Origin of the sequence: Nonomuraea rubra, assembly GCF_014207985.1 — a bacterium.
In the GTDB taxonomy this organism is placed as follows: domain Bacteria; phylum Actinomycetota; class Actinomycetes; order Streptosporangiales; family Streptosporangiaceae; genus Nonomuraea; species Nonomuraea rubra.
The window spans coordinates 6,212,673-6,238,736 of record NZ_JACHMI010000001.1 but is presented as its reverse complement, the minus strand read 5'-3'; the positions used below and the strand labels follow the sequence as shown (position 1 = coordinate 6,238,736).

Genomic DNA, 26,064 nt, shown 5'->3' with positions numbered 1-26,064 from the left:
TCGTCGGGTCGTTCGATGATGAGCGGTCATTCCGCGGCCAGCAGGAGCGCCTGCTGCGGCGCGAGGCCGACATAGCCGGTCCTGGGCCGGTGGGGGGTGACGGTGGGATCGTCGGTGTCGAACACCGCTGGGGCGGGCAGGCGCAGGCCGGCGGCAGGGGTGTCCCGCAGGTTCGCCACCGCCCAGAGCGCTCCCCGGCGGTAGGCGGTCACCGGTGCGGCGAGCCTGACTCTGCTCACGTCGTCGATGGAGGCCAGCACGTGCGCCAGATGGCGTCTGGCGGTCAGGAGCCGGACGAGGGTGTGCAGGTGGGATGCGGGGTCGTCCTGCTGTGCCGCCACGGTCTCGCCGAGCTCCTCGCCCGGGTAGAGCCAGAAGGTTCCCGGCAGTAACGCCATCAGCACGTGCAGCGCGAGCGAGCGGCGCCGTCCCCGCGGCCCGCCGCCGAACCGGGTGACGGCGCGGGAACGATCGTGGTTGCCCTGCACCCAGGACAGCCGCGGCGAGGCCATCACGGCGGCCTCGATCATGGTGTCGATCCGGTCGGCGTCCCAGTCGGTCTCCACCAGCCCGAACCAGAACGACGAGTGCAGCCGTTCGCCCTGCACGAAGCGAGCCAGGGCCCGGGGGTCGAGCTCGTAGACCTCGCCGACCAGGAAGGCGTCGTGCCGGTCGGCGATCCGCCGCCACCGCTCGTGCACCTGGTGCACATCAGGCTGGTGGATGTCGTGGCGATGCTCCTGGCGGCGCCAGTCCATGGTCACTCCGCGTGCCGGCAGGATGCGGCCGGCGGGCAGCGGCGGGTTGTCCCGCAGGTCCGCGTCCTTGACGAGGTAGCCGGCGGTGTCGATGCGGAAGCCGTCCAGGCCGGCCCGCCGAAATGGGACAGCCAGGTGTTGGGCGGGCCGCCGTCCGGGGCCGGGTCGCGCCAGATGTAGTAGTCGCGGTACGGGTCGGTCCGCGAGGAGGAGGCGGCGACGAACCACGGGTGGAGGTCGCTGGTGTGGTTGACGACCAGGTCGCCGATCACCCGCATACCGCGCCGGTGCGCCTGCGCCAGCAGCCCGTCGAGGGCCGCCTGCCCGCCGAACGACGGATCCACGGCCCGGTGGTCGGCGACGTCGTAACCGTGGTCGCGCATCGGCGACCGGAAGAACGGGCTCAGCCACACCACCTCCACCCCGAGCCGCTCCAGATGATTCAGCCGCCCGCTCACCCCGGCCAGGTCGCCCCAGCCGTCACCGGTGCTGTCCGCGAACGACGGAAGGTACACCTGGTAGCCCACCGCGTCGCGCCACCACGGCCGCACCCGCGACCGCTCCAGCAACTGGGCCAGCCGGCCGAGGCCGGACAGGGACAGGTCGCCGTCCAGCCCCCGCAGCGCCACGGCCGGCATGCCCGCCGCCCGCCCCGCAGCCAGCCCCGGCTCGGAGTCCTCCACCACCAGGCAGGCGGACGGCGCGATGCGAAGGCGGCGTGCGGCCTCCAGGTAGCCCTCGGGATCGGGTTTGCCCGCCCGTACGTCGTCGATCGTCAGCAGGACGGGCGGGTCGATGCCCGCCGCGTGCAGGCGTGCCTTGGCCAGCCGTCCGTCGGCGCTGGTCACCACGGCCCACGGCAGGTCGAGCCGGTCCAGCGTGGCGAGCAGGAGGTGCGCGCCGGGTGCCGCGGTGACGTCCGCCAGGTCCTCGTACTGCAGGGCGTGCTGCCGCTGCGCCGCCGCCCTGACGGCCTCGTCGTCCAGGCCGGGGAACAGCCGCCGGACGGTACGCGCGGCCGGGCTCCCGTGCGCGATGGCGAGGACCGCGCCGGGGTCGACGCCGTACTCCTCGGCCCAGGTCGCCCAGGCACGCTCGACCGCGGCGTCGGAGTCCACGAGAGTGCCGTCCATGTCCAGCAGGACCGCTTCGACCGCCGCGAGATCCGTTCGTCGTGGCACGGCGTTCCTCCTTCGAATAAACTCGTGCATCGAGCATAAACGAAGGGCGACGACACATGGCAACCCCACGCAACCGGGCCGGGTCCGTGCGCGCCGCGGATCTCCGCTGGCGCAGCGCCCTGGCCGTGCTGGACGAGATGCGCCGCGAACCGGGCGTGACCAGGGCGGCCGTGGCGCGGCGGCTCGGTCTCAGCACCGGCTCGGCCACGGAGATCACCTCCCGGTTGCGCGACCTTGCCCTGCTCGCCGAGACCCCTGCCGCCGCGACCTCGCGGGGCCGTCCGACGAGTGTGCTCACCCCTCACCCGGACGGGCCCGTCGTGATCGCTGTGGACCTCCGCCAGGAGGACTGGCGATGCGCGGTCGCCCCGCTCGACGGAAAGCCCGACGTCGCGGAGGCGGGCACTCACCGCAGCCGTGACCCCGAGCAGGTGGTCGACACGGTCGCGCAGGCGGTGAGGCGCCTGCACCGCCGCTATGGCGACCGCGTCCGGGCGATCTGCGTGGCGATCGCCGCGACCGTGCAACACGGCAGGGTCGTCCAGTCCGCCGTGCTCGGCTGGGACGCGGTGGACCTGGCGGCACTGACGGCCGATCCGCGCGTGCCGCTGCTGATCGGCAACGACGCAACGCTCGCGGGCCTTGCCGAGGCCCGGCAGGGCGCCGCGGCGGGAGCGGCGACCGTCCTGCACCTCACTGTGGAAGTGGGCGTCGGCGGCACCCTGGTCGTCGACGGCCGGCCCATGCACGGAGCCACAGGCGCCGGCGGGGAGTTCGGGCACCTTCCGTTCGGCGATCCCCGCCTGCGCTGCCCCTGCGGCGCCCGGGGCTGCTGGGATCTGGCGGTCGACGGCCGCGCCATCGCCCGCCGGCTGGGTGAGCCCGCGCCCCGAGACCCCCGCACGTACGCCGAGCAGGCCCTTGCCCGCACCCCGGCGGACCCGGCCGTCCGCGCCGCCGTCGCCCACGCCGCCCGCGCACTGGCCCGCGGTCTCGCCGGGTTGATCAACGCCCTGGATCCCGCCGTCGTCACCCTGGGCAGCCTGGCGGAGTCACTGCGGGCCGCGGCCGAGCCCGAGTTCACCGCCGCCCTCGCCGACGGCCTCATGCGCTTCCGCCGCCCGAACCCGCCCCCTGTGCTCGCCGCCGCCCTCGGTCGCGACGGGGCACTCCACGGGGCGGTGGTGACCGCTCTCGACCACGTCCTCACCGAAGAAGGCCTTGCTGCCTGGGCGGCACAGTGCTCCTCCCACCCCCCGGCATAGCACATCCGCCGCCTCATGACGCCCGGTGAACTCGGCCGTCGACCGTGGCGGGCACGACGTACTCAGCGATGGCACTTCGGCACCATGCGGTCACTTCGGGGGCGTCACCCGCAGGCCGGGATCGAGCGGCCCGCCGGACGGCAGCGACGTGACCTGACGAAGGGCCCGCTGCTCAGTCGTCCTCATCGTGACGCCTCGAAGGCGTGCAACAGGAAGGCCAGCACATCAGCGAGCAGGGCATGCTCCTGCTCTCGGGTCGAGCCGGCGCCGTGACCGCCGTGCTCCTCAACACGCAGCAGCACCGGCCGGCCGGAGGCGCCGGCCGCCTGCAGGCGGGCGGCCAGCTTCGCCGGCTGCCACGGCGGCACCCGCGCGTCGCGCCGTCCGGTGGTCAGCAGCACCGCCGGGTACGGCACGCTGTCCTCGACCCGCAGGTAGGCATCGGCGATCAGCAGACCGCGCAGGCCATCCTCAGTGGTGACGCTGCCGAACTCCGGCACGTTGATCGGCCCGTTCTCGCTGAACTCGATCCGTGTGGCGTTGACCGTCGGCACCTGCATCGCCATGGCAGCCCACAGCTCCGGCCGGCGCACCAGCGCGCCGCCGGCGGGGATGCCGCCGGCGCTGACGCCCTCGCCCGCCAGCCGTCCCGGCCGGGTGTAGCCCAGGGCGATGAGGTGCTCGGCGCAGTCGATGAAGTCCGTGATGGTGGTCTCCTTGCGCAGGCCACGCCCGGCCTCGTGCCACTCCCGGCCATAGGCGCCGCCACCGCGCAGGTGCGCAACGGCGTAGACGCCGCCGCGCTCGTACCAGGCGAGCATCTCCGGACGGAACTCGGGCAGCTCGGACATGCCATGAGAGCCATAGCCGGTGAGCAGGACCGGGTTGTCGCCGTCCAGCACCAGGCCCTTGTGGTGGATGACGGTGAGCGGGATCCGCGTTCCGTCCCTCGCGGGCACATGCAGGATGCGGGCGTGCACGTCGCCGAAGTCGACCGGTGAGCGGGGCGCCAGCCCGGTGTCCTCCAGGGTTTCGCCGTCGTAGCGGTAGAGCCGCGGCGCGTCTGTCCAGCCGGCCGCCAGCAGCAGGGCCTCGGGCCGTTCCGGGTGGGTGGTCACCTCCCAGATGGCGCCCTCCACCGGCAGCGGGAGGTCGGCGGGCTCGCCGCCGGACAGGGGCGCATGCCGTACCCGATGGACGCCACCGTCGAGATCGCGCACCAGCAGCCGGTCGCCGACGACCCGCACCGCCTCCACCACGCGCTCACCCGCGGGCACGACCACCCGGGCTCGAGACAGATCCGGGACGGCAAACGGAACGGCCAGCACGCGGGAGCGGGGCGCGTCCCGATGGGAGACCAGATAGAGGGTGTCGTGGCTGGTGGCGAAGGCGGTAACACCGTCCGCCACGCCCGCCACCTTCCGCCACGGGCAGGTGGCCGGATCGGCGAGCGCGGCTCGTGGCGCCACGTACAGCGAGCAATCGCTCAACTGCTCGCTGGTCCAGGGGCCGAGTGCGCCGTGGGAGACGATCGCCAGCATCCACTCACCGCGCGGCGGCACCACGAGGAAGGGCCGATCCTGCGGGGTCAGCTCGACGTGGGGGTTGAGCCCGCGCGCCAGCACCACCTCATCCCGCGCCGGGTCGGTGCCCAGCCGGTGCAGGAAGGAACGGCTGTCCAGGCGGCGCTGCTCCGGCGGAGCGCCCGCCGGAGGAGCCACGAAGCGGTGGAAGACGAACGACCGGCCGTCCTCCAGCCAGCTCAGGAAGGCAAAGCGCGTCGTGGGCGGGATCGTCTCCAGGATGGCACCGGAGCCGACGTCAATGACCTGGATCGTGCTCTCCTCCGACCCGGACGGGAAGACGGCGCAGGCGATGTGGCGGCCGTCGGGGGAGGGCACGTACCAGGCGATGGCGTGGGGCGCCTCGCCGGGCACGGTGTCCGGGTCGAACAGGACCCTGCTCGCTCCGTCGGGCTCACGCACCATCAGCACGAGTACGCCGGCGCCCGGTTCGCGCGCCAGGTAGAAGATCCTGTCGCCCGCCGGCGTGAAGTCCGAGTACTGCGGGAGCGTGCCGCCCAGCTCGCGGATCCGGGTCAGCAGCTCCTCCCGGCGTGGCAGGGCGTCCAGCTGCTCGCGGGCATGGCCGGCCTGGCCGTCGAGCCAGCGGTGGAACTCCTCGCCGTCCGCCTCCATCCACCGGTAGGCGTCCTCGAGCGTGATGCCGTGGTGAACGTCGCGCACCACGTCCACTCGGGCGATCGGGGGGCTGCTGATGTCGCTCATCCGCATGATCATAGGCGGCGCTCGCGCCGAGCAGGGATTGCGCAACAGGTGCGCGATCTCGCGCCAGAGGGCTCGATCGCATGCCGTTCCGGTGGGACAGGTGTTTGCATACGTGGTTGAGCTGCGGGTATGCCACAGGATGTGCGTTGGGGAGCAGATGGGGCGACGGCGTTGCCTCGGTGCGGGAGGGTCCCTGCGACGGCTGTTGCTCTGACCATCACCGCGTAGCCGTCAAGAACGATCGCCCCCGGCTCGAGCTCGCAGCAGGGCGGCAGCTTCCGCCTGTGAACGAAGGCCACTGCATGTCGCACCCACAGCGGTGCGTACAGGCAGCCCATGGCGGCTGAGGGGTTGGCGGGAAAGAAGGCGCATGTCACCGAAGACCAATGGGCGGCGCTGGCCCTACCCCTGCTCCATCCGCGTGCGTTATGCCCTCGTCGTAGGGGCGCTGTTCCTGGTCATTCTCACGGTACTCGGCGCCGTGACCATCTCCGGCATCCGCCACAAGATCGCCACGGAGCTTGCGGAGGACATGCACTTGGCCGTCGTCGACTGGGTCAGCAGGATGCGGCCCGGTTACATCCCGCCGCCGAATCCAGTCGAGCCGGCCGCGCGTGCCAGGTATCTCCAACTCGTTGACTCCCGGGGGCGCGTGGTGGTGGCCAATGCCGATGCTGCCGGAAAGCCGCCGCTGAGCGCGCTCAGGCCTGCCCCCGGCGACGGCATGCAGGACTTCACCGCGTGCCCGTCCTGGAGTAAGGGCAGATGCCTGCTGGTCACGGCCCTGCGACTCGAGCCCCACATGCCCGATGCGCCCTTGAGGGATGGACCGCACTACATCTACGCCGGTACGGTGCAGCCTCCCGCCCTGTCCATGCACTACCTGGAGGCCGGCTTCGGGGCCGCGGTCCTGGTCGCGTCCGTGATGGCCGGCTGGGTCACCTGGGTGGTGGTGGGCCGGACCTTGCGCCCGGTTCGGGCGATCAGCGCGAAGATGGGCGAGGCCACGGCGAAGGACCTGACCATGCGGGTCCCGGCACCACCGGGCGACGACGAGATCGCCCAGCTCGCCCGTGCCTCCAACGCCTACCTCGATCGGTTGGAGGAGGCGGTGAACGCCTACCGCCGGTTCGCCTCCATGGCCTCTCACGAGCTGAGGTCCCCGGTGACCGCGTTGCGCACCCAGGTGGAGGAGGCGCTGATGTACCCCGGCGAGGTGGACGCCCACGCGGCCTTGCGGCGCACGCTGGACAGCACGGATCGGCTCGAAGCGATCATCGACGACCTGCTGGCCTACACCCGGGTCAAGGACGCCCCACCGGAGGCGTACCGGCCGCTCGACCTGGCCGCCCTGGTCAGGGATGAGCTGGCCGGCCTGCCCCCTGGCGGGGTCCGGATCCGGTTGCGGGCGACCGGTCAGCCGACGGTATGGGGTTCGCGGGTGCAATTGAGCCGCGTGCTGAACAACCTTCTGGTCAACGCGCGGCGGCACGCCCGGTCACGGGTCGACGTTTCGGTCGAGCAAGCCGGCGACCAGGCCGTGGTGATCGTGCAGGATGACGGCGCCGGCATCGCCCTCGAGGATCGCGAGCGCGTCTTCACCGCCTTCGTCCGGCTACCGGAGGGGCAGCGCCTCGATCCGGGAGGCAGCGGGCTCGGGCTGGCCATCAGCCGGGAGACCTGCCGGGCCCATGGCGGGTCCCTCACCGTGGAGGACTGCACGGGCGGAGCCCGGTTCGCCGTCCGCCTGCCGCTGTCAGAACCGGCCGCCGGGCGCCCGTCGGGCAACTGACAGCCTTGTACGACGTCAAGCCAGCGCGATCGTACGGGCTTACCTGCTGGACTTCCTGACGCCGATCGAGCGTGAGAACGGCCGGTCCCGGAAGTCCTCGAGCGCAACCGTGAGCTGCTCGCTGAGTTCCGGCGCCGCGGCTTGCCTGTTGTACTCGTCAACGTCGCCGGCGGTCCGGCTGGACGCAACGACCTCGGCGCTGCATTCCCCGCCCGTGACGCCCATGAGCAGGGCTTCCATGTCACGCTGCCGGTGGATGCCATGACCGACACCGACGGGGCGAGCCAGGATCACAGCATTGCTCGGATCTTCCCTCGCATCGCTGAGACCGGCACCACGCAGGACGTCCTGGCCGCTCTTCCCGCCTCGCCTTGAGGGGGCCGTACCGTGCCGTCCTCCTGATTGACGTGGCCGGCGCCGGGGTCGTCCCGGGGGCGGTCTCGACCGCGGACGCCGGCGGACGAGGTCCTGGCGCTGATCGACGGCGCGCAGAGGGTGCGCGGCCTTGACCGGCCGAGCAGGCATGCCGGAGTCGCCGACCGGTTCTCGACCCGCCGCAGCACACGTAGGTGCGGCACGAGGAGGTGGGAGCGTTCGCGGCGGGGGCGGAGGCGCGGATCACCGGACGGCTCTGCGTGTGCGCGGGCAGTTGCGGACCTGGCCATGTGCACCTGATCAGCGGACCTGGCCATGTGCACCTGATCAACGGCCTGTACGACGCGCACCGGAGCATGGCGCCCGTGCTGGCCGCGGCCGCCCACATCCCGAGTGCGGAGATCGGCACCTCCTGCTTCCAGGAAACCCATGTCAGGCCGAGATCGCTGAGCCGGCCCGGCTGGTCGACGAGGCCGACTCTGTCACGCTGTTCTGCGGGGGCGGCAGCGCCGGTGCCCACGACGAGGTGATGGCCTTCGCCGAGAGGGTCAAAGCACCGGTCGGGCACGCGCTGCGCGGCAAGGAGTGGATCCAGTACGACAACCCGTACGACGTGGGCATGTCCGGGCTGCTCGGCTATGGCGCCGCCTATGAGGCGATGCACGAGGCCGCCCTGCTCGTCCTGCTCGGCACCGACTTCCCCTACACCGCCTTCCTGCCCGAGCACGTACGCACCGTGCAGGTCGACAGCCCGAGTGCCTGGGCCGCCGCTCCAAGCTGGACCTGGCGGTGTGGGGCGACGCCGTCTTCACCGTCGACACCGGCATGTGCACCGTCTGGGCGGCCCGCTACCTGACACCCAACGGCTGGCGACGGGTCGAAGATCCCAGGGACGTGCGCGACGCGCTGCGCGCCATGCTGGAGCACGACGGCCCGGCCCTGCCGGACGTGGTCACCGACCCCAACGCGCTGGCCGTGCCGCCACACCTCACCGGCCGCCAACTGGCCGGCTTCGCCACGACGACGAGCAAGCTCGTGCTGAACGGCGGCGTGGGCCGCATGATCGGCTTCGCCCGGTCCAACCTGCGCAACATCCCGCGTCCGTGAGCCGTGAGCCGGCCGGGCCGGACACCGGTGGGAGGGCCGCGGCCCTCCCACCGGGTGCGTCACTTCAGACCGAACGCTCGCGTGATGGTCTGGGCGACGGTGTTGCCCCGGCTGTCGCGGGCGGCGGCCCTGAGCGTGACGAACGACGCTGCGGCGGGAGCGTCGAGACGGGTCCGCCAGCCGTCCCTGCCCCGGTCGAGGCGGGCCTTGCGCCAGGTGGCCCCGTCGTCGTAGGAGATCTCCAGGGTGACCGCTCGCAGGTCGCCGGCCCCGGCCACTCCGTCCAGGTGGGAGGGGGTGACGGTGAGGTCGGCGCGGCGGCGCGCCTTGCCGGCGACGTCAGTGTTCACCGCGTAGTCGAGCTGGATGAACGGCAGCCGCTCGATCGCGCCCGCGGCGCCTGCCTCGGAGGTGAAGCCCCATTCGGTGCGGGTGCTGGTGGAGTAGGGGTTTGCCCACGTGCCGCGGGAGTTTTCCGACACCACCCGGTACGGCAGTCGTTCCGGCCGCAGGCCGGTGACGAGCAGCTGGTCGTAGGGCGCCTCGCCCAGCAGGGTGTCTCCCTGGTACAGCTTCAGGGAGTTGGACACCATGCTGTTGAGGAAGGTGCCCCCGACGTGGCCGGCTCCCGAGTCGCCCCAACCGGGCAGGACCACCTGCAGCAGGTCGTCCTGGCGCAGCGGCGACGTCCCGGGTGCCGAGCGCGGCCGGTGAATGGGGCCGAACCAGTGCAGGTCCGTGCTCGTACCCGCCCGGTACGCGACGGGTCGGATGCTCTCCTGGCCGACCTCGCGGACGATTGTCGCCGCCTCGTGCCAGGACACCCCGGCCGTGACGTAGTCGGTGCGCTCGCCGATGGCCGGCGCCTCCGAGGCACCGATGGCCGTCGCGGTGCTGTATCCGAACCGCCAGTAGTCGTCGCGCGACTCGACCACCCTGGACTGCCGATAATTACGGAACGAGACGTTCACCCGGGCCAGATCCTTGCTGCCTGGCCGGTAGGCCGGGTCCGCGGGCACGGCGCCCTGGAAGCGGTGGACCAGGTCGTAGACGTACTCGGTGGCCGGATTCGACGTGACGTGGAGGAGGGTGCGCCGCCCGCGCTGGATCTGCGCGATCAGTTTCTCGCCCTCGTCGATGCCCAGCGAGGCCACCGTCAGCGGCGCCAGGTTCGGCGCTCCGTAGATCGGGTCGTTCCAGGGGACGATGCGTCCGGGGCCGTCGTTGACGACGAGCAGCAGTTTCGCGCCCGCCGCTGCTGCTGCGGCGGCCTGGTCCTCGCGGCTGACCGTGTCGTTGTTCCGGACGATCACGGCCTTGCCCTCGGCACCCTTGCCCCGGTAGCCGGCGGCGTCCCCGTCACCGGCGAAGACGGCCTCCAGCGTGTGGTGGCCCTTGGGCAGCGGAGCCGCGCCGCGGTGCACGATGGCGTCGTCGAAGTCGTGGCCGGAGGTGGAGATGGTTATGGCCGGCTGGTTCAGCCGCCAGTGCCCGCCGAGCTCGAACGCGCCCACGCCCACCTTGCCGCCCGTCGGCAACGTCCAGACGCTGTCGTAGGAGGCGTCCGGCCACCGGCTGGTGGCGGTGTAGTCGTCGTCGGCGACGCCCCGGTAGACGTCGATCCGGACGCCGTCGAGGGAGCTGGCCCTGGGGGTGACCGCGGTCAGGCGCCGCGCCTTGCGCGCGTCGATGACGACGGTCCGGTCCCGGTCGAGCACGATGTCGGTCACCGCGAGCTCGCCGTAGCCGCGGGAGCGGGGGCCGTTCGCGCCCTCGAGGTCGGCGTGCAGCCAGGCGGTGTAGGTGCCCTCGGGGATGCGTATGGTGCCGGTGCCGGAGGGGTCCAGGATGAGCGGGGCGAAGAACTTCTTGCCCGTCAGGATGAGGTCGCCGCCCAGCGGTTCGCCGGAGCGGTCCTTGGCGTTGATGGCGAGGACGTGTCGCGCCCCCTCCTGCGCGGCGCCGATGAGGGTGCGGGCGCGCGGGGCGCCCGAGGCGTCCGTGGCCTCGACCGTGCCGGTGACCGTGGTGTCGGCGGGAACCTCGTCGTAGTGCGCGACGACCTGCACGGTGGCCGTGCCGTGCGCCGGGACGGTGACCTGCGGCTGCGACAGCGTGAACGCGTCCTGCGGCGCGCCGTTCACGCGGGTGGCCAGGTCGAGGGTGACCGGAGCCTCCCCGAGGTTGGTGTAGGTCACGTCCTTGGTGCTCGTCGTGCCCGCTTCGACGGGGTACGACCGGTAGCCGGCGAACGCGCTCGCCGTGGCGAACACGGTGGCGGTGCTGGTGGCGGCGATGTCCAGACGCCCGCTGCCGGCCTCGGCGGGGGAGTGGTCCGGGGTGGGCTTGGCAGTGCTGACCAGGGCGTCCTTCAACTGGGCGCCGGTCCAGTCCGGATGTTGCGCGGCCAGCAGCGCCGCCGCGCCCGCGACGTGCGGCGTGGCCATCGAGGTGCCGCTCATCGTCTGGTAGAAGCCGTCGCCCTCGGCGGCGTACTGCGAGCGTGCCGCGAGGATGTCGACGCCGGGAGCCGTGATCTCCGGCTTGAGCCCGCGGTCACCCGCGCGCGGGCCCCTGCTGGAGAAGTCGGCCGGCTGGTCGGCGCCGTCCACCGCGCCGACGGCCAGGGCCGCGTCGGCCGCGGCCGGCGTGCCGACCGTGAAGGCGGTGGGGCCGGAGTTTCCCGCGGCGACCACGAACAGCGCGCCCGTCTCGGCGCTGAGCTGGTTGACGGCCGCGCTGAGCGGGTCCGTGCCGTCGGTGGCCTGCGCGCCGAGGCTCATGCTGATGATCTTGGCGCGTTCGGTGCGGGCGGCCCATTCCATGCCGGCCAGCACCCAGGACTCCTGGCCTTCGCCGGCGTTGTCCAGCACCTTGCCGACGTGCAGGCGGGCGCCGGGGGCGACGCCGCGCTCCTTGCCGCCGGAGGCGGCGCCGGTGCCGGCGATGGTGGAGGCGACGTGGGTGCCGTGCCCCTGGCCGTCCTCGACGGTCTGGTCGGGTACGAACGTCTCGGCCTGCGCCACGCGCCCGGCCAGGTCGGGGTGGGCGGTGTCGATGCCCGAGTCGAGGACGGCGACGTCCACGCCTTCGCCGGTGTTGCCGAACTCCCACACCTGGGGGGCGCCGATCTGGGCGGTGCTCTCGGCGAGGTCGGCCTTCACCTTTCCGTCGAGCCAGACCTTGGCGATGCCGCCCGAGAGGGCCGCCTCGCCGCTCGCGCGGCCGGAGGAGCCGGGGAGGCGGGCGTCCTTGGTGAGCGAGGCCCAGAACGCGGCCGACCGGTCGGCGTCCACGGCGGCGCCCTGGATGCTGGACAGGGCGCGCACCTGCCGGGCGCCCTGGGGCACGGCGGCGGTCCTGGAGCGGGCGGCGGCGTCGGTGTAGGAGACGATGAGCGGCAGGCGGTCACGCCGCGCGTCGTCGTATCCGCTGGCCAGCAGCCGGGTCACGTTGAACAGGTTCCGGTCCAACAGGCCGGCGGCCAGGTACTTCAGGGTGGACCGGGGGAAGACGTACCTCTCGCCGGCCTCCGTGTGCGTGACGGCGTCCACGGGCCGCTGCCCGTCCGGGCTCAGCAGCATGGACGTCACGCCGCCGTCGGGGCCGGTCGTGACCTTCACCTTGTCGCCGGTGATGAGGGTGATCGTGCGTGCGGACGCGGCGGATGACTCGGATAACGCCGGGACGGCGGCCGTGGCCGCGCCGGCGGGTGGAACGGCCGCCGACGCGGCCAGAACGATGCTCGATACCGCCAGCACGCGTACGTGCCGGAATGCGAGTGACAAAAGGGCCCCTATGGGACAGAAGTGATTGAATCGCAGGAATTGTAGAAAAAGGCAGCACTGTCGACCATGTGCGTACATCGCGATGCCATATCACATAGGCAACGAAAAGGATCTTGCTCGTGGCGGCAGGAGCACGTCATGGGTCCACAGGTTCACTCCGGCTCGTTGCCGGCCCGCCCTCCGACAGTGAACGGCGTGGTGTACCCCTCGTACATCAGGTGAGCCGTCAGCCCTTCGCCGGCATGGGGCAGGTTGTGGCAGTGGTCCATCCAGAGGCCGGGGTTGTCGGCGACGAAGGCGATCTCGTACGTCTCGCCGACGCCGACCTCCAGGGAGTCCACCCACCAGGGACTCCCGGTGGCGGGGACGCCGTCTCGGCTGAGCACCACCGCGTGATGGCCGTGCAGGTGCATGGGATGGGCCTCGCCGCTGTCGTTGGAGATCCTCATCCGCACCACCTCGCCCTCCGTTACGTGGAACATCGGCACGCCGGGGTAGAGCCCGCCGTTGACGGTCCACCACAGCCCGGGCACTCCATCGAGGAACCCGGGACGGCGCCCGATGGCATAGTCGAACCGCCGGTCCGGCTTGCCGGGGTCGAAGGTGAGTGGCGCCCGCGCGCCATAGGTGAGCAGGTCGAGTGTCGCCGCCGGCCGGGGTACCGGTGGTGCGTGATACGAGGTGGAGCCGAGCACGATGCCGCTCGGGCCGCCGAGGTGGACCCGGATCGGCGAGCCGTCCTCGGGCATGGTGACCTCGAGGTCGGCGCGCCCTCCGGCCGCCACCGCCACCGCCTCGTCCCGGACCTGTGCGGGGCCGTTGACGTCGGTGCCGTCGACGGCGATCAGCCGGTACGGGGCACCGCTCACCCAGGCGGGCATGAGTCCGTACTCGGTGTTGATCACCCGTACCCGGGCCCGCGATCCGGGTGGAGCCGCGATGCGGAGGTCACCCTCGTGCCCGTTGACGGTGCGCACCCCCTGGTACAGGTGCACCAGCGCCTCGACGTCCACAATGGGGCCCGCGCCGGCGTCCTCGCGTCGCGCCGGTGCGACGACCAGCGCCCCGAGCAGCCCCCCGCGGACCTGTTCGTGCGACATCTGGTGGGAGTGATACCAGAAGGTGCCGGCCTGGTCGGCGACGAACCGGTAGGTGAACTCGCCGCCGACGCCGACCGCGTCCTGGGTGACGCCGGCGACCCCGTCCGCGGCATTGGGCACGTCGACGCCGTGCCAGTGCAGGGTGACGCCTCCCGGCACCGACTCGTTGATCAGCCGAACCTGGACCAGTTGTCCTTTCACAGCCCTGATGGCGGGGCCGGGGGAGGTGCCGTTGAGCGTGTAGCCGTCGAAGGCCCGGCCGGAGGGCAGGCGGAACCGCTGCCGGCGGGCGACGATGGTCATGGCGACGTCGGCCGGGCGATCCGGATCGGCGATCAGCCGGCTGACGTCCCGCCCGCTCTCCGCCTGCGGCACGTGCTCGTGGTGGGCGACCGTCTCCGCTCCCGGCGCCGTCGGCGACGAGGAGGCGTGCGGTCCGCCGCCGTAGTCCGCGTACCCCATGGTCATGACCGAGTACGAGTCCGGCAGCAGGCTGCCTTGCCAGAGCCAGATGAGCGGTCCCAGGATCGCTGCGGTCGCGGCATACGCGACGGCGAGCCGGGGGCGGCGCCCGCGTGGGCGCTTGCTGCGCATGGCGCGCCGTCAGCCGCGAGCGACCGGGTGGGGCTCCGGTGCGGCCACTGCGGCCGCGGGTCGTCGTGCCGCATGCAGCGCCACGACGAACAGCAGCAGCGCGTTGACTCCATGTACGGCGCCGACCAGCGGAAGCGAACCGCTGAACGTGCCGAAGCCGATCTGCAGCACGACGAGCAGGAGCACCAGCGCGGCCGCCCGCACGGCTCCATCGACCTTCGCCCAGAAGGAGGACATCAGCAGAAGCAGGGCCACGATCGGAATGACGATCTTCCCGTTCAAGCCGTGCACGACGAGGCCGAGGACCTCGGGGAAGGGCGCCTCACCGCTCTCGGAGACCGACTTGTCGAGTACGCCGCCCTCGGCGATCCACTTGTTGAGCCCGGAGTCGCCCCAGACGGCCATCGCCGACTGCACTGCCACCAGGATCGCCACCAGATAGGCCAGGACCTTGTAAACGTTTCTCATTACGCCTCCATATATAGAACGGCTCTCTGGAGCCGTGATCGCTGCACGGCACAATAACGCGGCCGGGTGATATTCCGGGTCAAGGGAAGTCGTCATGGGTGCCCCGACCATCAGGAGCAGGAAAAGTATCCGGGAGCGACTCCAGGAAGCGGTCGCCGCTTCGGAAGAATCGCAGACGAGTGATCCGCGTAGCCGGTTCGCGCTGCTTCGACTTTCCTTTCCGGCTCTTCCGAAATGCTCGATGAGTGGCCAGGTAGTCGAATACCGAAAGATAGTGTTGAGCAGCTCGCCGCATTCGGGACTCCGTCCGGAGCGGCCACGCTCACTATTCTTGTCCAGCCTTAGGGAATTCCTCAATGCGTACTCCCGCACCGGCCACGTCCGTCTGGTGACCAGCACGCTGAACGTGTTGTGGCAGCGGCCGGTCCGTCTTGCGGGCCTCACCCCGGCGGCGCTCGCCCGAGTTGGCCGACGCGCCGACGGCCGGCTGCGGGTGGCGTTGCCCACCGCAGACCTGCGCGCCGTGTGGAGTGTGGTGACACAGGCGGCCGAGCGGGCCGGCCGCGACTCGTCGGAACTGCGGCTGGTCGTGCGCGTCAACCCGGCCCTCGTGGATCTGCCGGCACCGGCCGCACAGGTGACTCACGTCGGCACGGTCAGCCAGGTCGTGGAGTTCCTGCACGAGGTCGCAGGCGCCGGCGCCGGCGAGGCGTTCGCCGATGTGCAGGCGTCGGCCCGGTCGCATGGGGAGTTCCTGGAGATCGCCGAAGCTCTCGTCACTTGCCTGGACCGCTGACGGAGACGCACAAAGCGAGCGGACGGAAGGCCGGCGCCCGGACGGCGGCGCCTGCCCTCTGCGTGCCCGCGGGCGCGAGCCGAAGGGGCGAGGGACGGGCATGACGACGACTTCAAGCTCATTTCCATGGTCGTGCTCTCTCCCCCTGTTCGGTGCAATCGGGCGGTCTGGTCGATACACGCTGGCCACGGTCTTCGGGCCGGTCCGACACGGGTCGTCGTGTCACCGCGTGCGGACGTCCGGAAGCGTCCGGTGGCTCGTGGGGGTATCGGGCGGCTCGACATGGCCCACGACCATAGCCGCCGCCATGACGCCGAACGTTGACGACGCGTATACGCCGTGACTGGCAGGCCGTACACGAAGCCCGTCAAGCGCCGCGTCCGGGTGGCCTTCTTGACCCTCCCCGCAGACAGCGCGGACCAGGGGTGGTGCGGAGACCACAGACAGGGAGGAGATCGTGCAGGCGTCGGCGGCGGGCACCGGGCGGCGGGTCTCCAGCCATCTCCTCCTCAGAGCCCTGGCAACGGTGGAAGGGACAGCGCGCAGGTGAGAGGGCAACGAATCGCACGGCACCACCGGCTGGAGCGCCTGATCCGCACCGCGGGTCGCTACCGGCTGCTGCCGGGCGGGATCGCCTCCTCCGCGCTGACCGGCCCAGTCATCGGCTCTGTCATCGGCTCTGTCATCGGCTCTGTCATCGCCCCAGCCATCGGCCCGGACGCGGTCGCGGCAGTGCGTCGTGCCCTGGGCGCCAGCCGGGTTCGGCGTCGCCGTGGGGCTGTGCCCGGTGCCGGCCTGCCTGCTGCTCGGCCCGCCGACGTGCTCCGCGCCGCGTTCCTCGCCCCTGGGGCCGACGCTGCTGATCGCGCTCGACATTCCCACCCTGGCCTGGGGGACGGACGCCTGGCCGGCGCCGTAAGTGCGCTGTCCGTTCCAGGTGAAGCGTTCAAGGCCCTCGTGTTGTGATCTGCGGGTGGCAACGTAGGGCGGGTGACCGAGATCAGCAGAGCCGAACGAGCGTCGAGCGTCATCAGGGCAGCTCGATTCATCATGATCCTCCAAGCCGCGTTACTCATCGTGAACCTGGCCTACGTGGTCGCCTACACGCGCTCGTTCGCGAACCCGGTGGCCTGGCTGTTTCTCGCGTACAGCGTGGTCCTCCCGGCTCTTGTGGCCTGGTCGCTGTGGCGCTGGTCTACTCGCGGAAAAAGGGTGCGTTGGGCGACGGTCGCCCTTCAGGGGGTCATGCTGGCCTTCAGCAGCAGTTACAGCTGGGTCTGGCTGTGGCTCCCGCTGGTCGTCATCGTTGCGTTGCTGCTGCCGGCAGCGAGCCGCTGGTTCGACCGCTGACTTGAGGTAGGCGTCGATCGTCGGCTCCCGCGGCGTGACTGCCGGGCGACGTTGATTGGTAGGCGCCTTCTCCCACAGGCGAGGCGACCGGCGGCCGTACGACGGCTGCCCTGTCCGTCACCGGCGCAGACCGGCCCGCCCAACAGCCCGGCCTGCAGCCCACCCGGCACTACCCGCTGCGACCCGGCCCGACCTCACCCGACGCATAACCGGCAATAAACCACAAGCTTCGCTCTTCAGGCGCCCTCTCGGAACTGCCTAGCACAACATGCCGGTTTTCGAGAGGACCGTTGCGTTTCTCCATGGTGGCTGTGAAATCGCTGTTCGATTGTTGGAAGGCGGCGACGGAGAGTCCGGGGTGACAATGCTTCTCTGTATCCCATGGAAGTGACTTTACATATTTATTCTATCACTCATAGTCACTCTAAGAGCCTGCTGACAAAGGGGTTTGGTGTCGGGGCTCGGGTCTGAAGAGTGCCGGGGTGTGGTCATGATTGGGCTGTTGACCGGTGAACAGGAGCGGGCTCCCAGTAGCTGAGATGGTGTCTAAGCAGCGCCGGAGCGCCCTGGCGAAGATCGTTTCCTGGCCGGATGTTCAGGGGTGCAGCTTGTTTCGTTGGGCATGCGTTCGTCATGTACGAATGTGGCTGCTTCAGCTACCGGCCGGCCTTGCCCCCCGTGGTCTGGTCCATGACCGAGCATGACGGCTTGCCGGGCGTAACCTCATTACATCGAGTCGGCGCGCCTGATGTGACTGCGGCTGCACATCAGCGACCGTCGCCACTGCCGCCGATCACTCCTCGTCGCTGCCGGTCGGCGAGCTTAGCAATATTGAGTTGGGCAACTTCCTCAAGCGCGATATCAAAATGATCGGCTATCACGGCGATGTACCACAGCGAGTCGCCGAGTTCCTTCTTGAGGTCTTCTAAATCCCACTGCGAGAAATCACTATCGTGATCACGAACGATTTTCTTGGCTTTTTCGGCGATCTCGCCCGTCTCGCCAACGAGCCCCAGGAGCAGGTGAAAGAGCTCGTTGTGCTTGTTCTTGGGAGCGGCCGTTCGGAGCGCCGCCTGCTGATATTCATTGAAGTTCAGGTGCTCGCCTATCCGGTCATGCTGTGCGGTTCGGCCGCGTCCGCAGAGGGGCAGCGATGGTTTGACGCCGTAATTCGGTAAGGGCGTTACGGGGCCGTGGGTTCGCATTCCCGGTGATCCCGCTCAGAGGTGAGGGCTGAGGCGCTTGGCAATCTCGTCGGTTGCGTCGAGGTCGAGAGGAGGAATCTCGCCCGACTGCGTGCCGCCGTCGGGCAGGGTGCCGGCGACATGGAAGTGGACATGGGGGACGGTCTGGTGCGCGGGCGTCCCGTTGTTCTGCCAGATGGCGATGCCTCCGGGGTCGTAGGCGGCGGCGATGGCCCGCGCGGCCCGCCGCACGGCGTTCATCAAGTGCCGCTCTTCCGCGGAGGCCACGTCCATGATCGTCGGACGGTGAGCGACCGGGATCACCAGCACGTGCCCTTGCCCCCGCTGCCAGCGGGTGACCAGGATGGCGACGTGTTCCCCCTGTTCCAGGATGGAGGCGGGGCTCAGCCCGGCAAGGTAGTCACAGAAGGGACACCGGTCCGCGGAGGGCATGGATATCGGCATGTTCCCGATCTTCCCGCACTCGGCAGGTGTCACGAGCATCCGGCGGTCTGCAGTCGCGAAGGTGGAGCTGTGCTCGGCTGTAAGGGGCCTGTTACAGATGTGTCTCTTCACGATCTACAGTTACGGGTTGCAGGCCCTGTGTGACTCTGTGTAGTCGTACAATCTCTGCGGGTTACGCACGGCGCCAGGTACGCGGAGGTCGGGCATAACGTTGGGCGAAGCATCGCTACTTGAACAGCTGGCTGCGGACGAGGAGTCCGTCCGCGGGCAACTTGAGTCGCTGCGTGAGCAGGTGGCGGCCCTGGAAGAGCGACTGAGGGGCCTGGCGACCGCCCGGAGGATCGTCGCCCCGATGCTGGCCGGGCATTCCCTGACCGGGCAAGCGCCTTCTGGCGGCACGCCTTACGCCCCGACGCGCCCCTCGTCTGAGGAAGCCGCACCGGCGCCGAAACCGGTCGCCGGGCTCGACAAGCAGTGAACCGATCCGGGTTTCTTGGAGGCCCTGGTATGCCCCGAGTTGGGTGGAGTCGCGTTTTTGGAGGTCATGTCCCGCGGAGTGGTGTAGTTCGGTTCTCGCGTGAGGCTCTGCTGGTTCGACTATGCCGTCATGAGTTCGGTGTGCGCCACCTCCTGTGGATTGGTGGTGGGTGGGGTGAGCAGGGCCATGGAGCTTTCGGACAAGTAGCGACGGTCGGCGACTTGCCATTCGTCGTGGGCTTCGACCAGCACCGCACCGGCCAGGCGGAGCAGCGCTTCTGGGTTGGGGAAGACGCCGACGACGTCGGTGCGGCGTTTGATCTCTTTATTCAGCCGTTCGAGAGGGTTGGTCGACCAGATCTTCTTCCAGTGCCCGGGCGGGAACGCGGCGAAGGCCAGAATGTCGTCGGCGGCCTCGTGCAGCATCGCCTGCACCTTGGGGAACTGGCGGCCGAGCATGCCCGCGATCACGCCGAGTTGGTCGCGCACCATGTCCGGGGTGGGCTGGGCGAAGATGGTGCGGATGGCGGCGGCGACCATCTCGGCCGACCCCTTCGGGACGGTCGCCAGGACATTTCGCAGGAAGTGGAGCCGTCAAGAAATAAGGCGTTGCTTTTCGATCTTGAACTCGTTGGCCTGGTATGGGCATACCGGACGAAGTCCGCGATCAGCTTTCCTTGCGGTTCAGGGTGCTGTTTCCGCATTTGAACGAGCGGCAGCGGCGTCTGGTGATGGGCCAGGAGGCTCGGCTGCTCGGACATGGTGGGGTGCGGGCGGTGGCGGCAGTGGCCAGAGTGTCCGAAACGACGGTCCGTGCCGGCGTGTTCGAGCTGGAGGCCGGTGAGGATCCGCTGCCGGATGGCCGTGTCCGTCGTCGTGGTGGCGGTCGCAAGACGGCTGAAGCTCAGGACCCGGATCTGGTGCTGGCACTGCTGGCGCTGGTGGAGCCGGATGAGCGCGGGGATCCGGCCTCGCCGCTGCGCTGGACTACCAGGTCGCTGCGTGATCTGGCCCAGGAACTGACCCGGCAGGGCCGTCCGGTCTCGGCTCCGACGGTGGGCCGGCTGTTGAAGGACCAAGGCTTCAGTTTGCAGGCCAATGCCAAGACGCTGGAAGGCAAGCAGCATCCGGACCGGGACGCGCAATTTCGTTACATCAACGAGCAGGTCAAGGCTCATCAGGCGGACGGTGAGCCGGTGATCAGCGTGGACACGAAGAAGAAGGAGTATCTGGGCGATCTGCCGAACCCCGGCCGACAATGGAGGCCCAAGGGCGACCCGGTCCGGGTTGAGGACCACAGCTTCTTCTTCACCGGTCCGCACGTGCCGCACGCGATCCCGTACGGAATCTACGACATGGCCCGCAACACGGGCTGGGTGAACGTCGGGATCGACCACGACACCTCGGCGTTCGCGGTGGAATCGATCCGGCGCTGGTGGCGCGGCCGCGGCAGCCTGGACTACCCGAACGCGAACCGGCTGCTCATCACGGCGGACTGCGGAGGCTCCAACAGCTATCGCTTCCGGTTATGGAAGGCCGAGCTGGCTGGCTTCGCCGCCGAGACCGGGCTGACGGTGACCGTCTGCCACTTCCCGCCGAGCACCAGCAAGTGGAACAAGATAGAGCACCGGCTGTTCTCGCACATCACCATGAACTGGCGCGGCAGGCCGCTGACCAGCCACGAGGTCGTGGTCAACAGCATCGCCGCGACCCGCACCCACACCGGGCTGACCGTCACGGCCGAACTGGACACCAACGCCTACCCGCTGGGCGTGTCGGTGTCGGCCGAGCGGATGAGCATGCTGCCCATCGTCCCGCATACCGAGCGCGGCGCCTGGAACTACACAATCAGCCCGGCAGACGGCCACCCGCCCCTGTCCCCATGCGATGACCAGGCGCGCATCCGGTCCGAAAGCCTGCATGCTCTGGCCGATCCCCGGCTGACTGGGATGAGCCGCCAGGAGCTGAACGAGCTGGCCGCATGCCTGGCTCCGGGTCAGGCGGCCCTGGCCGAGCAGCGCAACTTCGAAATCCGTGGTGGCCCACGCCGGCAGGCCAAGGCTAACCACGGACGCCCCCTGCTCACCGACGCCGACAAGACCCTGATCGCCATTGTCTATCTCCGCCAGATCTGCTCCCAGCGCGTCCTGTCGGAGATGCTCGAGATCAGCCAGCCGCCGATCGGTCAGGCGATCACCGAGACCGGCAAGCTCCTGGCCGCCCGCAAACTCACGATCAAGCCCACCGTGCTGCGCTTCACCAGCGCCGGTGCGCTGCGCGACTTCCTGGACAGCAACACCGTCCCGGCACGGCCGAACCGGCTGGCGCTGCTCGCCGATCCGGCACTGACCGGGATGAGCCGCCCGGAACTGGCCGCGCTGACCGAGCGCCTGTCGCTGCGGCAGGCCGCCGAGGCCGAGCAGCGCAAGCATCGCCAGCGCGGCGGTGACCGGCAGGCCAGCGCTCGTGGAGGCATCTTCCAGGAGAAGATCACCGACGCCGAGCGCGTCCTGGCGGTCATCCTTGGCATGCGCAAGGTCTGCACCTGGCAAGTCGTGGCCGAGCTGTTTCAGGTGAGCCGGCGAACCATCGGAAACGCGCAGATCTGGGTCCGCCCGCTGCTGGAGGAGACCGACTACACCGTCACCCGAGCCGCAACCCGCTACTCCAGCGCCGACGCGCTCCTGAACGCCCTCACACCACACGACGACAACCCAGCAGTCACAGAATCGACACCTTGATTTTTTACGGCTCCAGTGCACGCGACACCTCTGCCAGGCCGCGCCGAGCAGCACTGCGCCGATGGAGGCGACCAGGCCGGCGTGCGCGTCGGAGATGACCAGCTGCACTCCGGCCAGGCCGCGCGCCTTGAGCGAGCGCAGGAACGCGGTCCAGAAGGCGCCGTCTTCGCTGTCACCCACGGCGAAGCCGATGACTTCGCGGCGGCCGTCGGCGCTGACGCCGGTGGCCACGATGACGGCCTGGGAGACCACCCGCCGGTTCACTCGCGCCTTGCAGTAGGTGGCGTCCAGGAACAGGTAGGGGAACCTCTGCTTGGCGAGCGAGCGGTCGCGGAAGGCGGATACTTCCTCGTCCAGGTCGGCGCAGATCCGTGAGACCTCGCTCTTGGAGATGCCGGTGTCGGCGCCGAGGGCTTTGACCAGGTCGTCGACCTTGCGGGTGGACACGCCGTGCAGGTAGGCCTCCATCACCACGGCGAACAAGGCCTGGTCCACGCGGCGGCGGCGTTCCAGCAGCGAGGGGAAGAACGAGCCGGTGCGCAGCTTGGGAACCTGCAGCTCCAGATCACCCGCGGTGGTGGTCAGCGTGCGGGGGCGGTGCCCGTTGCGCTGCGCCACCCGGGTCGGGGTGCGCTCGTTCGGGGCGGCGCCGATCACCGCGGTCAGCTCGGCCTCGATGAGGGCTTGGTAGATGGTCTCGGCGGCGTGCCGGATACGTTCGCTCGCCTCGGAGTTCTTCAGTACCGAAAGGACTTCTAACAGGGCAGACTGGTCCAGGGCCATCGTGTGCTTCTCCTCTGCGTGTCACTTGGCGGTTTCACACAGAGACTCACGCGATGGCCCTCTGTCGTTAAAGGCGACGCGCCGATGAGGGCCGGTTCTACACCACTCGACGGGACGTGACCCAGGACCGGACCCCCTGACGCACCACAGGTAACTCCATCGCAATATCACAATCGCACGCCGCTCCACAGCACACATGCACCTCACGCACTTGCCCGTCCAGTCCCAGGAAGGGGAAGACCTTGAGAGAGCACGTCAGAAGCGTGCTGAGGATCGTTTTCACCGCAGAGGATCTTGCGCTCACCCGCCTTGCGACCCGGACCGACCTGCTTTGGGAGATGGTCGGCAGCTTGCACCGCCTGCAATCCCGTGACAGCGACCGTGCGCTTGCCGCCTGGCGGCGACAAGCGCACCTCCGGCTGACCGAACGCGGCCTGCTGCCGTCTTCCCGCGCTGTGCTGCTTCCCCTCGCTCCTCGCGGGCCCTATTTTCCTGATTTCCTTACGCCGATCCAAGCGCAACTGGGAGACGAGGCTGCCTTCCAGGCATTGGTGGACACTCCGCGAAAACGCGTCCGAAGCGAGATGGAGGTCCTGCGCCGCAGCAGCGGCTTACCCTCGGCCGACCTGGAGGAGCTCGCGCGCGGCGATCAGGGGTCCATGCGACGGCTCGGACGTGTCGTGGCCGGCTACTGCCGAGCCGTGCTCACCCCCCACTGGTCTGAGATCGATCGCGCGCTGGCCACAGAGCGCGCCATCATGCAACGTCACCTCTTCACTGGCGGCGCCGAGCAGATGCTGGCCAACCTGACGTCGGCAATACGCTGGCGTCCTCCGGTGTTGGAGGTCGACTATCCGGCGGGAGCCGGCCGGGAGATCCAGCTCCGCGGACGCGGTCTGACCCTGATCCCCTCCTACCTCGGCCGAGGGAACCCTGTCGCGCTGGTGGACCCGGCCCTGCCTCCTGTGCTGACCTATCCGATTCCCCGCCGGACCACTTCGAACGCCCAAGCGGGCAATGCCCTGGAGGCCCTGCTGGGCCGCACCCGAGCGGAAATCCTCAACCGCATATCACATACCCCAGGCTGCAGCACCAGCGAACTGGCCCGCGACGCCGGCATCTCAGTCTCCACGGCGAGTGAGCACGCCCACGTCCTCCGTCAGGCCAATCTCATCGCCAGTGTCCGCCAGGCCAATCTGATGCTCCACCACCCGACCGAACTCGGCACAGCCCTCCTCACTAGATCGCCTCATGTACGCTAACGACCCTCGCGGGCTCTCCTTCGGCACCCATTCTGGCCTGCGGGAAGGCGCGGCTCAGCTCTCCTGGAGTGGCGGCCCCGGAGGGGGCGAAGAGCTACGCCGTGACGGTCTTCGACCCGGACGCGCCGACCGGCTCAGGGTTCTGGCACTGGGCCGTCGTCGGCATCCCCGCCACCGTCACGGAGCTGCCCGAGGGAGCGGGTTACAAGGCCGGCTCGGGTCTGCCCGAGGGCGCCTACTGGCTGCGCAACGACACCGGCGCGGCGCGTTTCATGGGCTCGGCCTCGATGGCGGGCAGCGGCCCGGACTGCCACGTGGAGCCCGCCACCAGCAGGGCGGCCGTGGCCAGCGTACACAGGATGCGTTTCCGGCTTGCCATGGCAGCCTGTGCCGCACGTGATTGAACCGGCCCTGGAACAACCAGGTCCTGCCGGCGAATCACCCGCTTCCAGCGGGCTGATGCTCCGTCCGGATTTGCGCGGGGGTTGCGCCGTGCGCGCGGGCGATGTCGAGCACGTCCTCATCTGGTGAGGAGCTTTCCTCGTCTTGTATGCCGGGGTTTTCCTGCGGCTGCGGCGGTTGCGGACCTCGTCGGGGACCGTCCATCGCTCGGCGATGATGGCCCTGGCCTGTTCGGGGGGTGATGGGCCGGTCGTCGACGTCGCGCAGCTGGTAGGGGTGCCGCGGCGCATCACGGTGGGCTGGCCTGGACGCTGGGGCAAGGGCCACGCGTGCTGGCCATTCCGGCCACCGGGAATCCGGGCCACCTCGCCGCAAACGTGTCCGCCGGAACACTGAGGCTCCGACGAGGAGATGGATCGCCTGCAGTCCCTCGGCTGATTCCCTAGAGGAGTTGATGTGTCAAGACCGTCGTGGAAGAGGTCGTGGTTGTGGTTTCGGCCTCGCGACGGTCTTGACGCGTGGCCTGGTCGAGGCAGCTGTACAGGGCGCTGCTGGACGTCGTCGTCGCGCTCGGGAACCCCTACCCCGGAGGCATCGGCCGGCTGAAGCCACGCCACCGACCCCCAAGGGCTGCACGCACCTGGGTGAGGGCTGCGCGCTGGACGCGTGGGTGAAGGCGGGCAACGCCGGCCCGGCGCGTCTGGAGTCGCTGCGCCGTCTGCCGGCCAGCCGCGAGGGCACCCCGGACAACCGCGAAACCATCACGGACGACCCGTCGGCGCCCCGCCGCGAGCCGGTCACGAACGACGCCCCCTGAGCCGTCACCGCAAGGCTGGTCACGGACAACGCCCGATGACCGTCACGGTCACCTGACGACGCCCTTGCGCCGTCACCGCGCCTCGCCGTGACTCGCCGTGACTCGCGCGGGACGCCCCGGACGCCTCACTCCGCGACGATCATCTCCTGGTCGTGGGAGCTGTCCTTCAGCGCCAGCCAGGCCAGCTCCCACGCGTTCATCGGGCGCATGTCCCGCAGCATCGCGAGCAGGTCGTCCTTTGTCGCCAGTTCGCCTGTCACCTCCGTGAGCGCGTTCTCCCGTACGGTGACCAGCGTTGAGCCCAGGTCCACGTGGTCGCCCCAGATCCCCGGGGCCACTTCCTTGCACGCGCCCCGCACCCCGGAGCCGCAAGCCTGCTCGGCCGTCAGCCCATATTGTGCCTGGACGGTGACGGCCACCTCCAGACCGTCGCGTCGGCGCTCGTAGTGGAGGAAGAGGATCCCTTCCTCCTCGTCGACGGAGTCGAGACGGTATTCCGGCTGGTCGGTGGCGATGACGGGCACGTGTTCGCGCGCCATCGTCTGTGCGGCGACCAGCGCCGTGAGGGGTCTTTCTCCCAGGACGGCGGCGATGCCGAGGGTGAGGACCGTCCCGATGGTGGTCAGGCGCGTCGGCATGCGCAGCGGCAGCGCCGTGGCCCCGGCGAGCAGGTAGCCGACCGCTCCTATCCCCATGAAGGCCAGAAGGCTGCCCCACCCGCCCATCTCCGCGATCTCGGCGGGCGGGAGCGGAGCCGCGATGAAGCCCATGACGACGAAGACCGGTCCCAGGATCGAGATCAGCCACCACAAGGGCAGCCTGCCCCAGAGGGTCAGCAGCGTGCCCGCGGGCACGGGCATGGCCAGCATCGCCAGGAACACGAGGATGTTGTCATCCACTTGTTGCGCCAGGGCGGCTTCCGCGATCCCGATCACGGCCCCCACCAGGGCCGCCCGGATTAAGGCGTTCATGCCTGATCATGGACCATGATCGGGCCAGGACGTCAAGCCCTGGGCTTCAGCGTCCACGTCACGGTCAGCGCCGCGACCACGGCACCATCCGCGTTCGTGA

20 protein-coding genes and 4 pseudogenes are annotated in these 26,064 nt (G+C 69.9%); 13 read left to right on the top strand and 11 right to left on the bottom strand.

The genetic code is table 11. The annotated features are described in order from the left end of the window. Nucleotides 1-26: 26 nt before the first annotated feature. A pseudogene (locus HD593_RS61880) lies at nucleotides 27-1,969 on the bottom strand (HAD-IA family hydrolase). Nucleotides 1,970-1,995: 26 nt separating this feature from the next. Here HD593_RS61880 and HD593_RS28395 point away from each other — a divergent pair. Further along, nucleotides 1,996-3,204, top strand: coding sequence for an ROK family transcriptional regulator (locus HD593_RS28395; protein ID WP_185105091.1), 1,209 nt, complete (start codon nucleotides 1,996-1,998; stop codon nucleotides 3,202-3,204). A gap of 182 nt (nucleotides 3,205-3,386) precedes the next feature. Here HD593_RS28395 and HD593_RS28390 read toward each other — a convergent pair whose 3' ends face one another. Further along, complete coding sequence (locus HD593_RS28390) at nucleotides 3,387-5,492, bottom strand: prolyl oligopeptidase family serine peptidase (RefSeq protein ID WP_185105090.1); 2,106 nt, start codon at nucleotides 5,490-5,492, stop codon at nucleotides 3,387-3,389. Nucleotides 5,493-5,862: 370 nt separating this feature from the next. Here HD593_RS28390 and HD593_RS28385 point away from each other — a divergent pair, with 370 nt between their 5' ends. Then, nucleotides 5,863-7,284 (top strand): sensor histidine kinase, encoded by a 1,422-nt coding sequence (locus HD593_RS28385; protein ID WP_185105089.1) that lies wholly within the window; start codon nucleotides 5,863-5,865, stop codon nucleotides 7,282-7,284. A 39-nt stretch (nucleotides 7,285-7,323) separates the two neighbouring features. Here the strand turns inward: HD593_RS28385 and HD593_RS60435 are convergent, their stop codons facing one another. Beyond that, nucleotides 7,324-7,524 (bottom strand): hypothetical protein, encoded by a 201-nt coding sequence (locus HD593_RS60435; RefSeq protein ID WP_221526839.1) that lies wholly within the window; start codon nucleotides 7,522-7,524, stop codon nucleotides 7,324-7,326. 21 nt (nucleotides 7,525-7,545) lie between these two features. Here HD593_RS60435 and HD593_RS65200 point away from each other — a divergent pair, with 21 nt between their 5' ends. The 4 genes from HD593_RS65200 (at nucleotide 7,546) to HD593_RS65575 (ending at nucleotide 8,766) form a co-directional block, all read left to right on the top strand. Continuing rightward, nucleotides 7,546-7,659, top strand: a complete 114-nt coding sequence (locus HD593_RS65200) for a hypothetical protein (protein WP_350669236.1) — start codon at nucleotides 7,546-7,548, stop codon at nucleotides 7,657-7,659. A gap of 194 nt (nucleotides 7,660-7,853) precedes the next feature. After that, nucleotides 7,854-8,189 carry a thiamine pyrophosphate-binding protein gene (locus HD593_RS65585; protein ID WP_379493277.1) on the top strand — a complete coding sequence of 112 codons (336 nt, stop codon included), beginning with the start codon at nucleotides 7,854-7,856 and terminating at the stop codon, nucleotides 8,187-8,189. Further along, complete coding sequence (locus HD593_RS65580; RefSeq protein WP_434094624.1) at nucleotides 8,072-8,515, top strand: hypothetical protein; 444 nt, start codon at nucleotides 8,072-8,074, stop codon at nucleotides 8,513-8,515. Before HD593_RS65585 ends, HD593_RS65580 begins: the two co-directional genes overlap by 118 nt. Beyond that, nucleotides 8,485-8,766, top strand: a complete 282-nt coding sequence (locus HD593_RS65575; protein ID WP_379493278.1) for a hypothetical protein — start codon at nucleotides 8,485-8,487, stop codon at nucleotides 8,764-8,766. The genes HD593_RS65580 and HD593_RS65575 overlap by 31 nt, the downstream gene beginning before the upstream one ends. A gap of 59 nt (nucleotides 8,767-8,825) precedes the next feature. Here the strand turns inward: HD593_RS65575 and HD593_RS28370 are convergent, their stop codons facing one another. From HD593_RS28370 to HD593_RS28360, 3 genes are all read right to left on the bottom strand, one after another. Beyond that, complete coding sequence (locus tag HD593_RS28370; protein ID WP_221525007.1) at nucleotides 8,826-12,554, bottom strand: S8 family serine peptidase; 3,729 nt, start codon at nucleotides 12,552-12,554, stop codon at nucleotides 8,826-8,828. Between the two features lie 152 nt (nucleotides 12,555-12,706). Then, nucleotides 12,707-14,248, bottom strand: a complete 1,542-nt coding sequence (locus tag HD593_RS28365) for a multicopper oxidase family protein (protein ID WP_185105087.1) — start codon at nucleotides 14,246-14,248, stop codon at nucleotides 12,707-12,709. 9 nt (nucleotides 14,249-14,257) lie between these two features. Beyond that, nucleotides 14,258-14,716, bottom strand: a complete 459-nt coding sequence (locus tag HD593_RS28360; protein WP_185105086.1) for a hypothetical protein — start codon at nucleotides 14,714-14,716, stop codon at nucleotides 14,258-14,260. A 388-nt stretch (nucleotides 14,717-15,104) separates the two neighbouring features. Between HD593_RS28360 and HD593_RS28355 the strand changes: the two genes are divergently transcribed. The 3 genes from HD593_RS28355 to HD593_RS28345 all read left to right on the top strand — a co-directional run bounded on the left by HD593_RS28355 (nucleotide 15,105) and on the right by HD593_RS28345 (nucleotide 16,862). After that, nucleotides 15,105-15,512: an LLM class oxidoreductase gene (locus HD593_RS28355; RefSeq protein ID WP_185105085.1), complete on the top strand. Its 408-nt coding sequence runs from the start codon at nucleotides 15,105-15,107 to the stop codon at nucleotides 15,510-15,512. 739 nt (nucleotides 15,513-16,251) lie between these two features. Then, the gene (locus tag HD593_RS28350; RefSeq protein ID WP_185105084.1) at nucleotides 16,252-16,431 is read left to right on the top strand and encodes a hypothetical protein; all 180 of its coding nucleotides are present in this window, start codon (nucleotides 16,252-16,254) and stop codon (nucleotides 16,429-16,431) included. 71 nt (nucleotides 16,432-16,502) lie between these two features. Further along, complete coding sequence (locus tag HD593_RS28345) at nucleotides 16,503-16,862, top strand: hypothetical protein (protein ID WP_185105083.1); 360 nt, start codon at nucleotides 16,503-16,505, stop codon at nucleotides 16,860-16,862. Between the two features lie 767 nt (nucleotides 16,863-17,629). Here HD593_RS28345 and HD593_RS28340 read toward each other — a convergent pair. From HD593_RS28340 to HD593_RS28330, 3 genes and pseudogenes are all read right to left on the bottom strand, one after another. Continuing rightward, a complete protein-coding gene (locus tag HD593_RS28340) occupies nucleotides 17,630-18,067 on the bottom strand; it encodes a nucleoside triphosphate pyrophosphohydrolase family protein (protein WP_221525006.1) in 438 nt (145 codons plus the stop codon). 15 nt (nucleotides 18,068-18,082) lie between these two features. Next, complete coding sequence (locus HD593_RS28335; protein WP_221525005.1) at nucleotides 18,083-18,499, bottom strand: HIT family protein; 417 nt, start codon at nucleotides 18,497-18,499, stop codon at nucleotides 18,083-18,085. A gap of 609 nt (nucleotides 18,500-19,108) precedes the next feature. After that, nucleotides 19,109-19,582: pseudogene (locus HD593_RS28330) on the bottom strand (transposase); the annotation flags it as partial. Between the two features lie 47 nt (nucleotides 19,583-19,629). On the opposite strand from HD593_RS28330, the gene HD593_RS28325 reads away from it, so the two are divergent. Then, the gene (locus tag HD593_RS28325; protein WP_185101737.1) at nucleotides 19,630-21,729 is read left to right on the top strand and encodes an ISAzo13 family transposase; all 2,100 of its coding nucleotides are present in this window, start codon (nucleotides 19,630-19,632) and stop codon (nucleotides 21,727-21,729) included. A gap of 6 nt (nucleotides 21,730-21,735) precedes the next feature. Here the strand turns inward: HD593_RS28325 and HD593_RS28320 are convergent. Continuing rightward, nucleotides 21,736-22,512, bottom strand: a pseudogene (locus HD593_RS28320) (IS256 family transposase); the annotation flags it as partial. A 242-nt stretch (nucleotides 22,513-22,754) separates the two neighbouring features. Between HD593_RS28320 and HD593_RS28315 the strand changes: the two are divergent. The 3 genes and pseudogenes from HD593_RS28315 (at nucleotide 22,755) to HD593_RS61870 (ending at nucleotide 24,993) form a co-directional block, all read left to right on the top strand. Further along, nucleotides 22,755-23,774, top strand: coding sequence for a winged helix-turn-helix domain-containing protein (locus HD593_RS28315; protein ID WP_246546762.1), 1,020 nt, complete (start codon nucleotides 22,755-22,757; stop codon nucleotides 23,772-23,774). A 55-nt stretch (nucleotides 23,775-23,829) separates the two neighbouring features. Continuing rightward, nucleotides 23,830-24,079, top strand: a pseudogene (locus tag HD593_RS61875) (YbhB/YbcL family Raf kinase inhibitor-like protein); the annotation flags it as partial. Nucleotides 24,080-24,846: 767 nt separating this feature from the next. Continuing rightward, complete coding sequence (locus tag HD593_RS61870) at nucleotides 24,847-24,993, top strand: hypothetical protein (RefSeq protein ID WP_281402475.1); 147 nt, start codon at nucleotides 24,847-24,849, stop codon at nucleotides 24,991-24,993. Between the two features lie 125 nt (nucleotides 24,994-25,118). On the opposite strand, the gene HD593_RS28300 is transcribed toward HD593_RS61870, so the two are convergent. Further along, nucleotides 25,119-25,964, bottom strand: a complete 846-nt coding sequence (locus HD593_RS28300) for a hypothetical protein (RefSeq protein WP_185105081.1) — start codon at nucleotides 25,962-25,964, stop codon at nucleotides 25,119-25,121. Nucleotides 25,965-26,064: the final 100 nt, after the last annotated feature.

Coding starts and splice junctions, on each gene's coding strand:
- HD593_RS28395 (WP_185105091.1), top strand. CDS start 1,996: ATGGCAACCCCACGCAACCGGGCCGGGTCCGTGCGCGCCGCGGATCTC.
- HD593_RS28390 (WP_185105090.1), bottom strand. CDS start 5,492: ATGAGCGACATCAGCAGCCCCCCGATCGCCCGAGTGGACGTGGTGCGC.
- HD593_RS28385 (WP_185105089.1), top strand. CDS start 5,863: ATGTCACCGAAGACCAATGGGCGGCGCTGGCCCTACCCCTGCTCCATC.
- HD593_RS60435 (WP_221526839.1), bottom strand. CDS start 7,524: ATGGAAGCCCTGCTCATGGGCGTCACGGGCGGGGAATGCAGCGCCGAG.
- HD593_RS65200 (WP_350669236.1), top strand. CDS start 7,546: ATGACCGACACCGACGGGGCGAGCCAGGATCACAGCATTGCTCGGATC.
- HD593_RS65575 (WP_379493278.1), top strand. CDS start 8,485: ATGTGCACCGTCTGGGCGGCCCGCTACCTGACACCCAACGGCTGGCGA.
- HD593_RS28365 (WP_185105087.1), bottom strand. CDS start 14,248: ATGCGCAGCAAGCGCCCACGCGGGCGCCGCCCCCGGCTCGCCGTCGCG.
- HD593_RS28360 (WP_185105086.1), bottom strand. CDS start 14,716: ATGAGAAACGTTTACAAGGTCCTGGCCTATCTGGTGGCGATCCTGGTG.
- HD593_RS28340 (WP_221525006.1), bottom strand. CDS start 18,067: ATGCGAACCCACGGCCCCGTAACGCCCTTACCGAATTACGGCGTCAAA.
- HD593_RS28335 (WP_221525005.1), bottom strand. CDS start 18,499: ATGCCCTCCGCGGACCGGTGTCCCTTCTGTGACTACCTTGCCGGGCTG.
- HD593_RS28325 (WP_185101737.1), top strand. CDS start 19,630: ATGGGCATACCGGACGAAGTCCGCGATCAGCTTTCCTTGCGGTTCAGG.
- HD593_RS28300 (WP_185105081.1), bottom strand. CDS start 25,964: ATGAACGCCTTAATCCGGGCGGCCCTGGTGGGGGCCGTGATCGGGATC.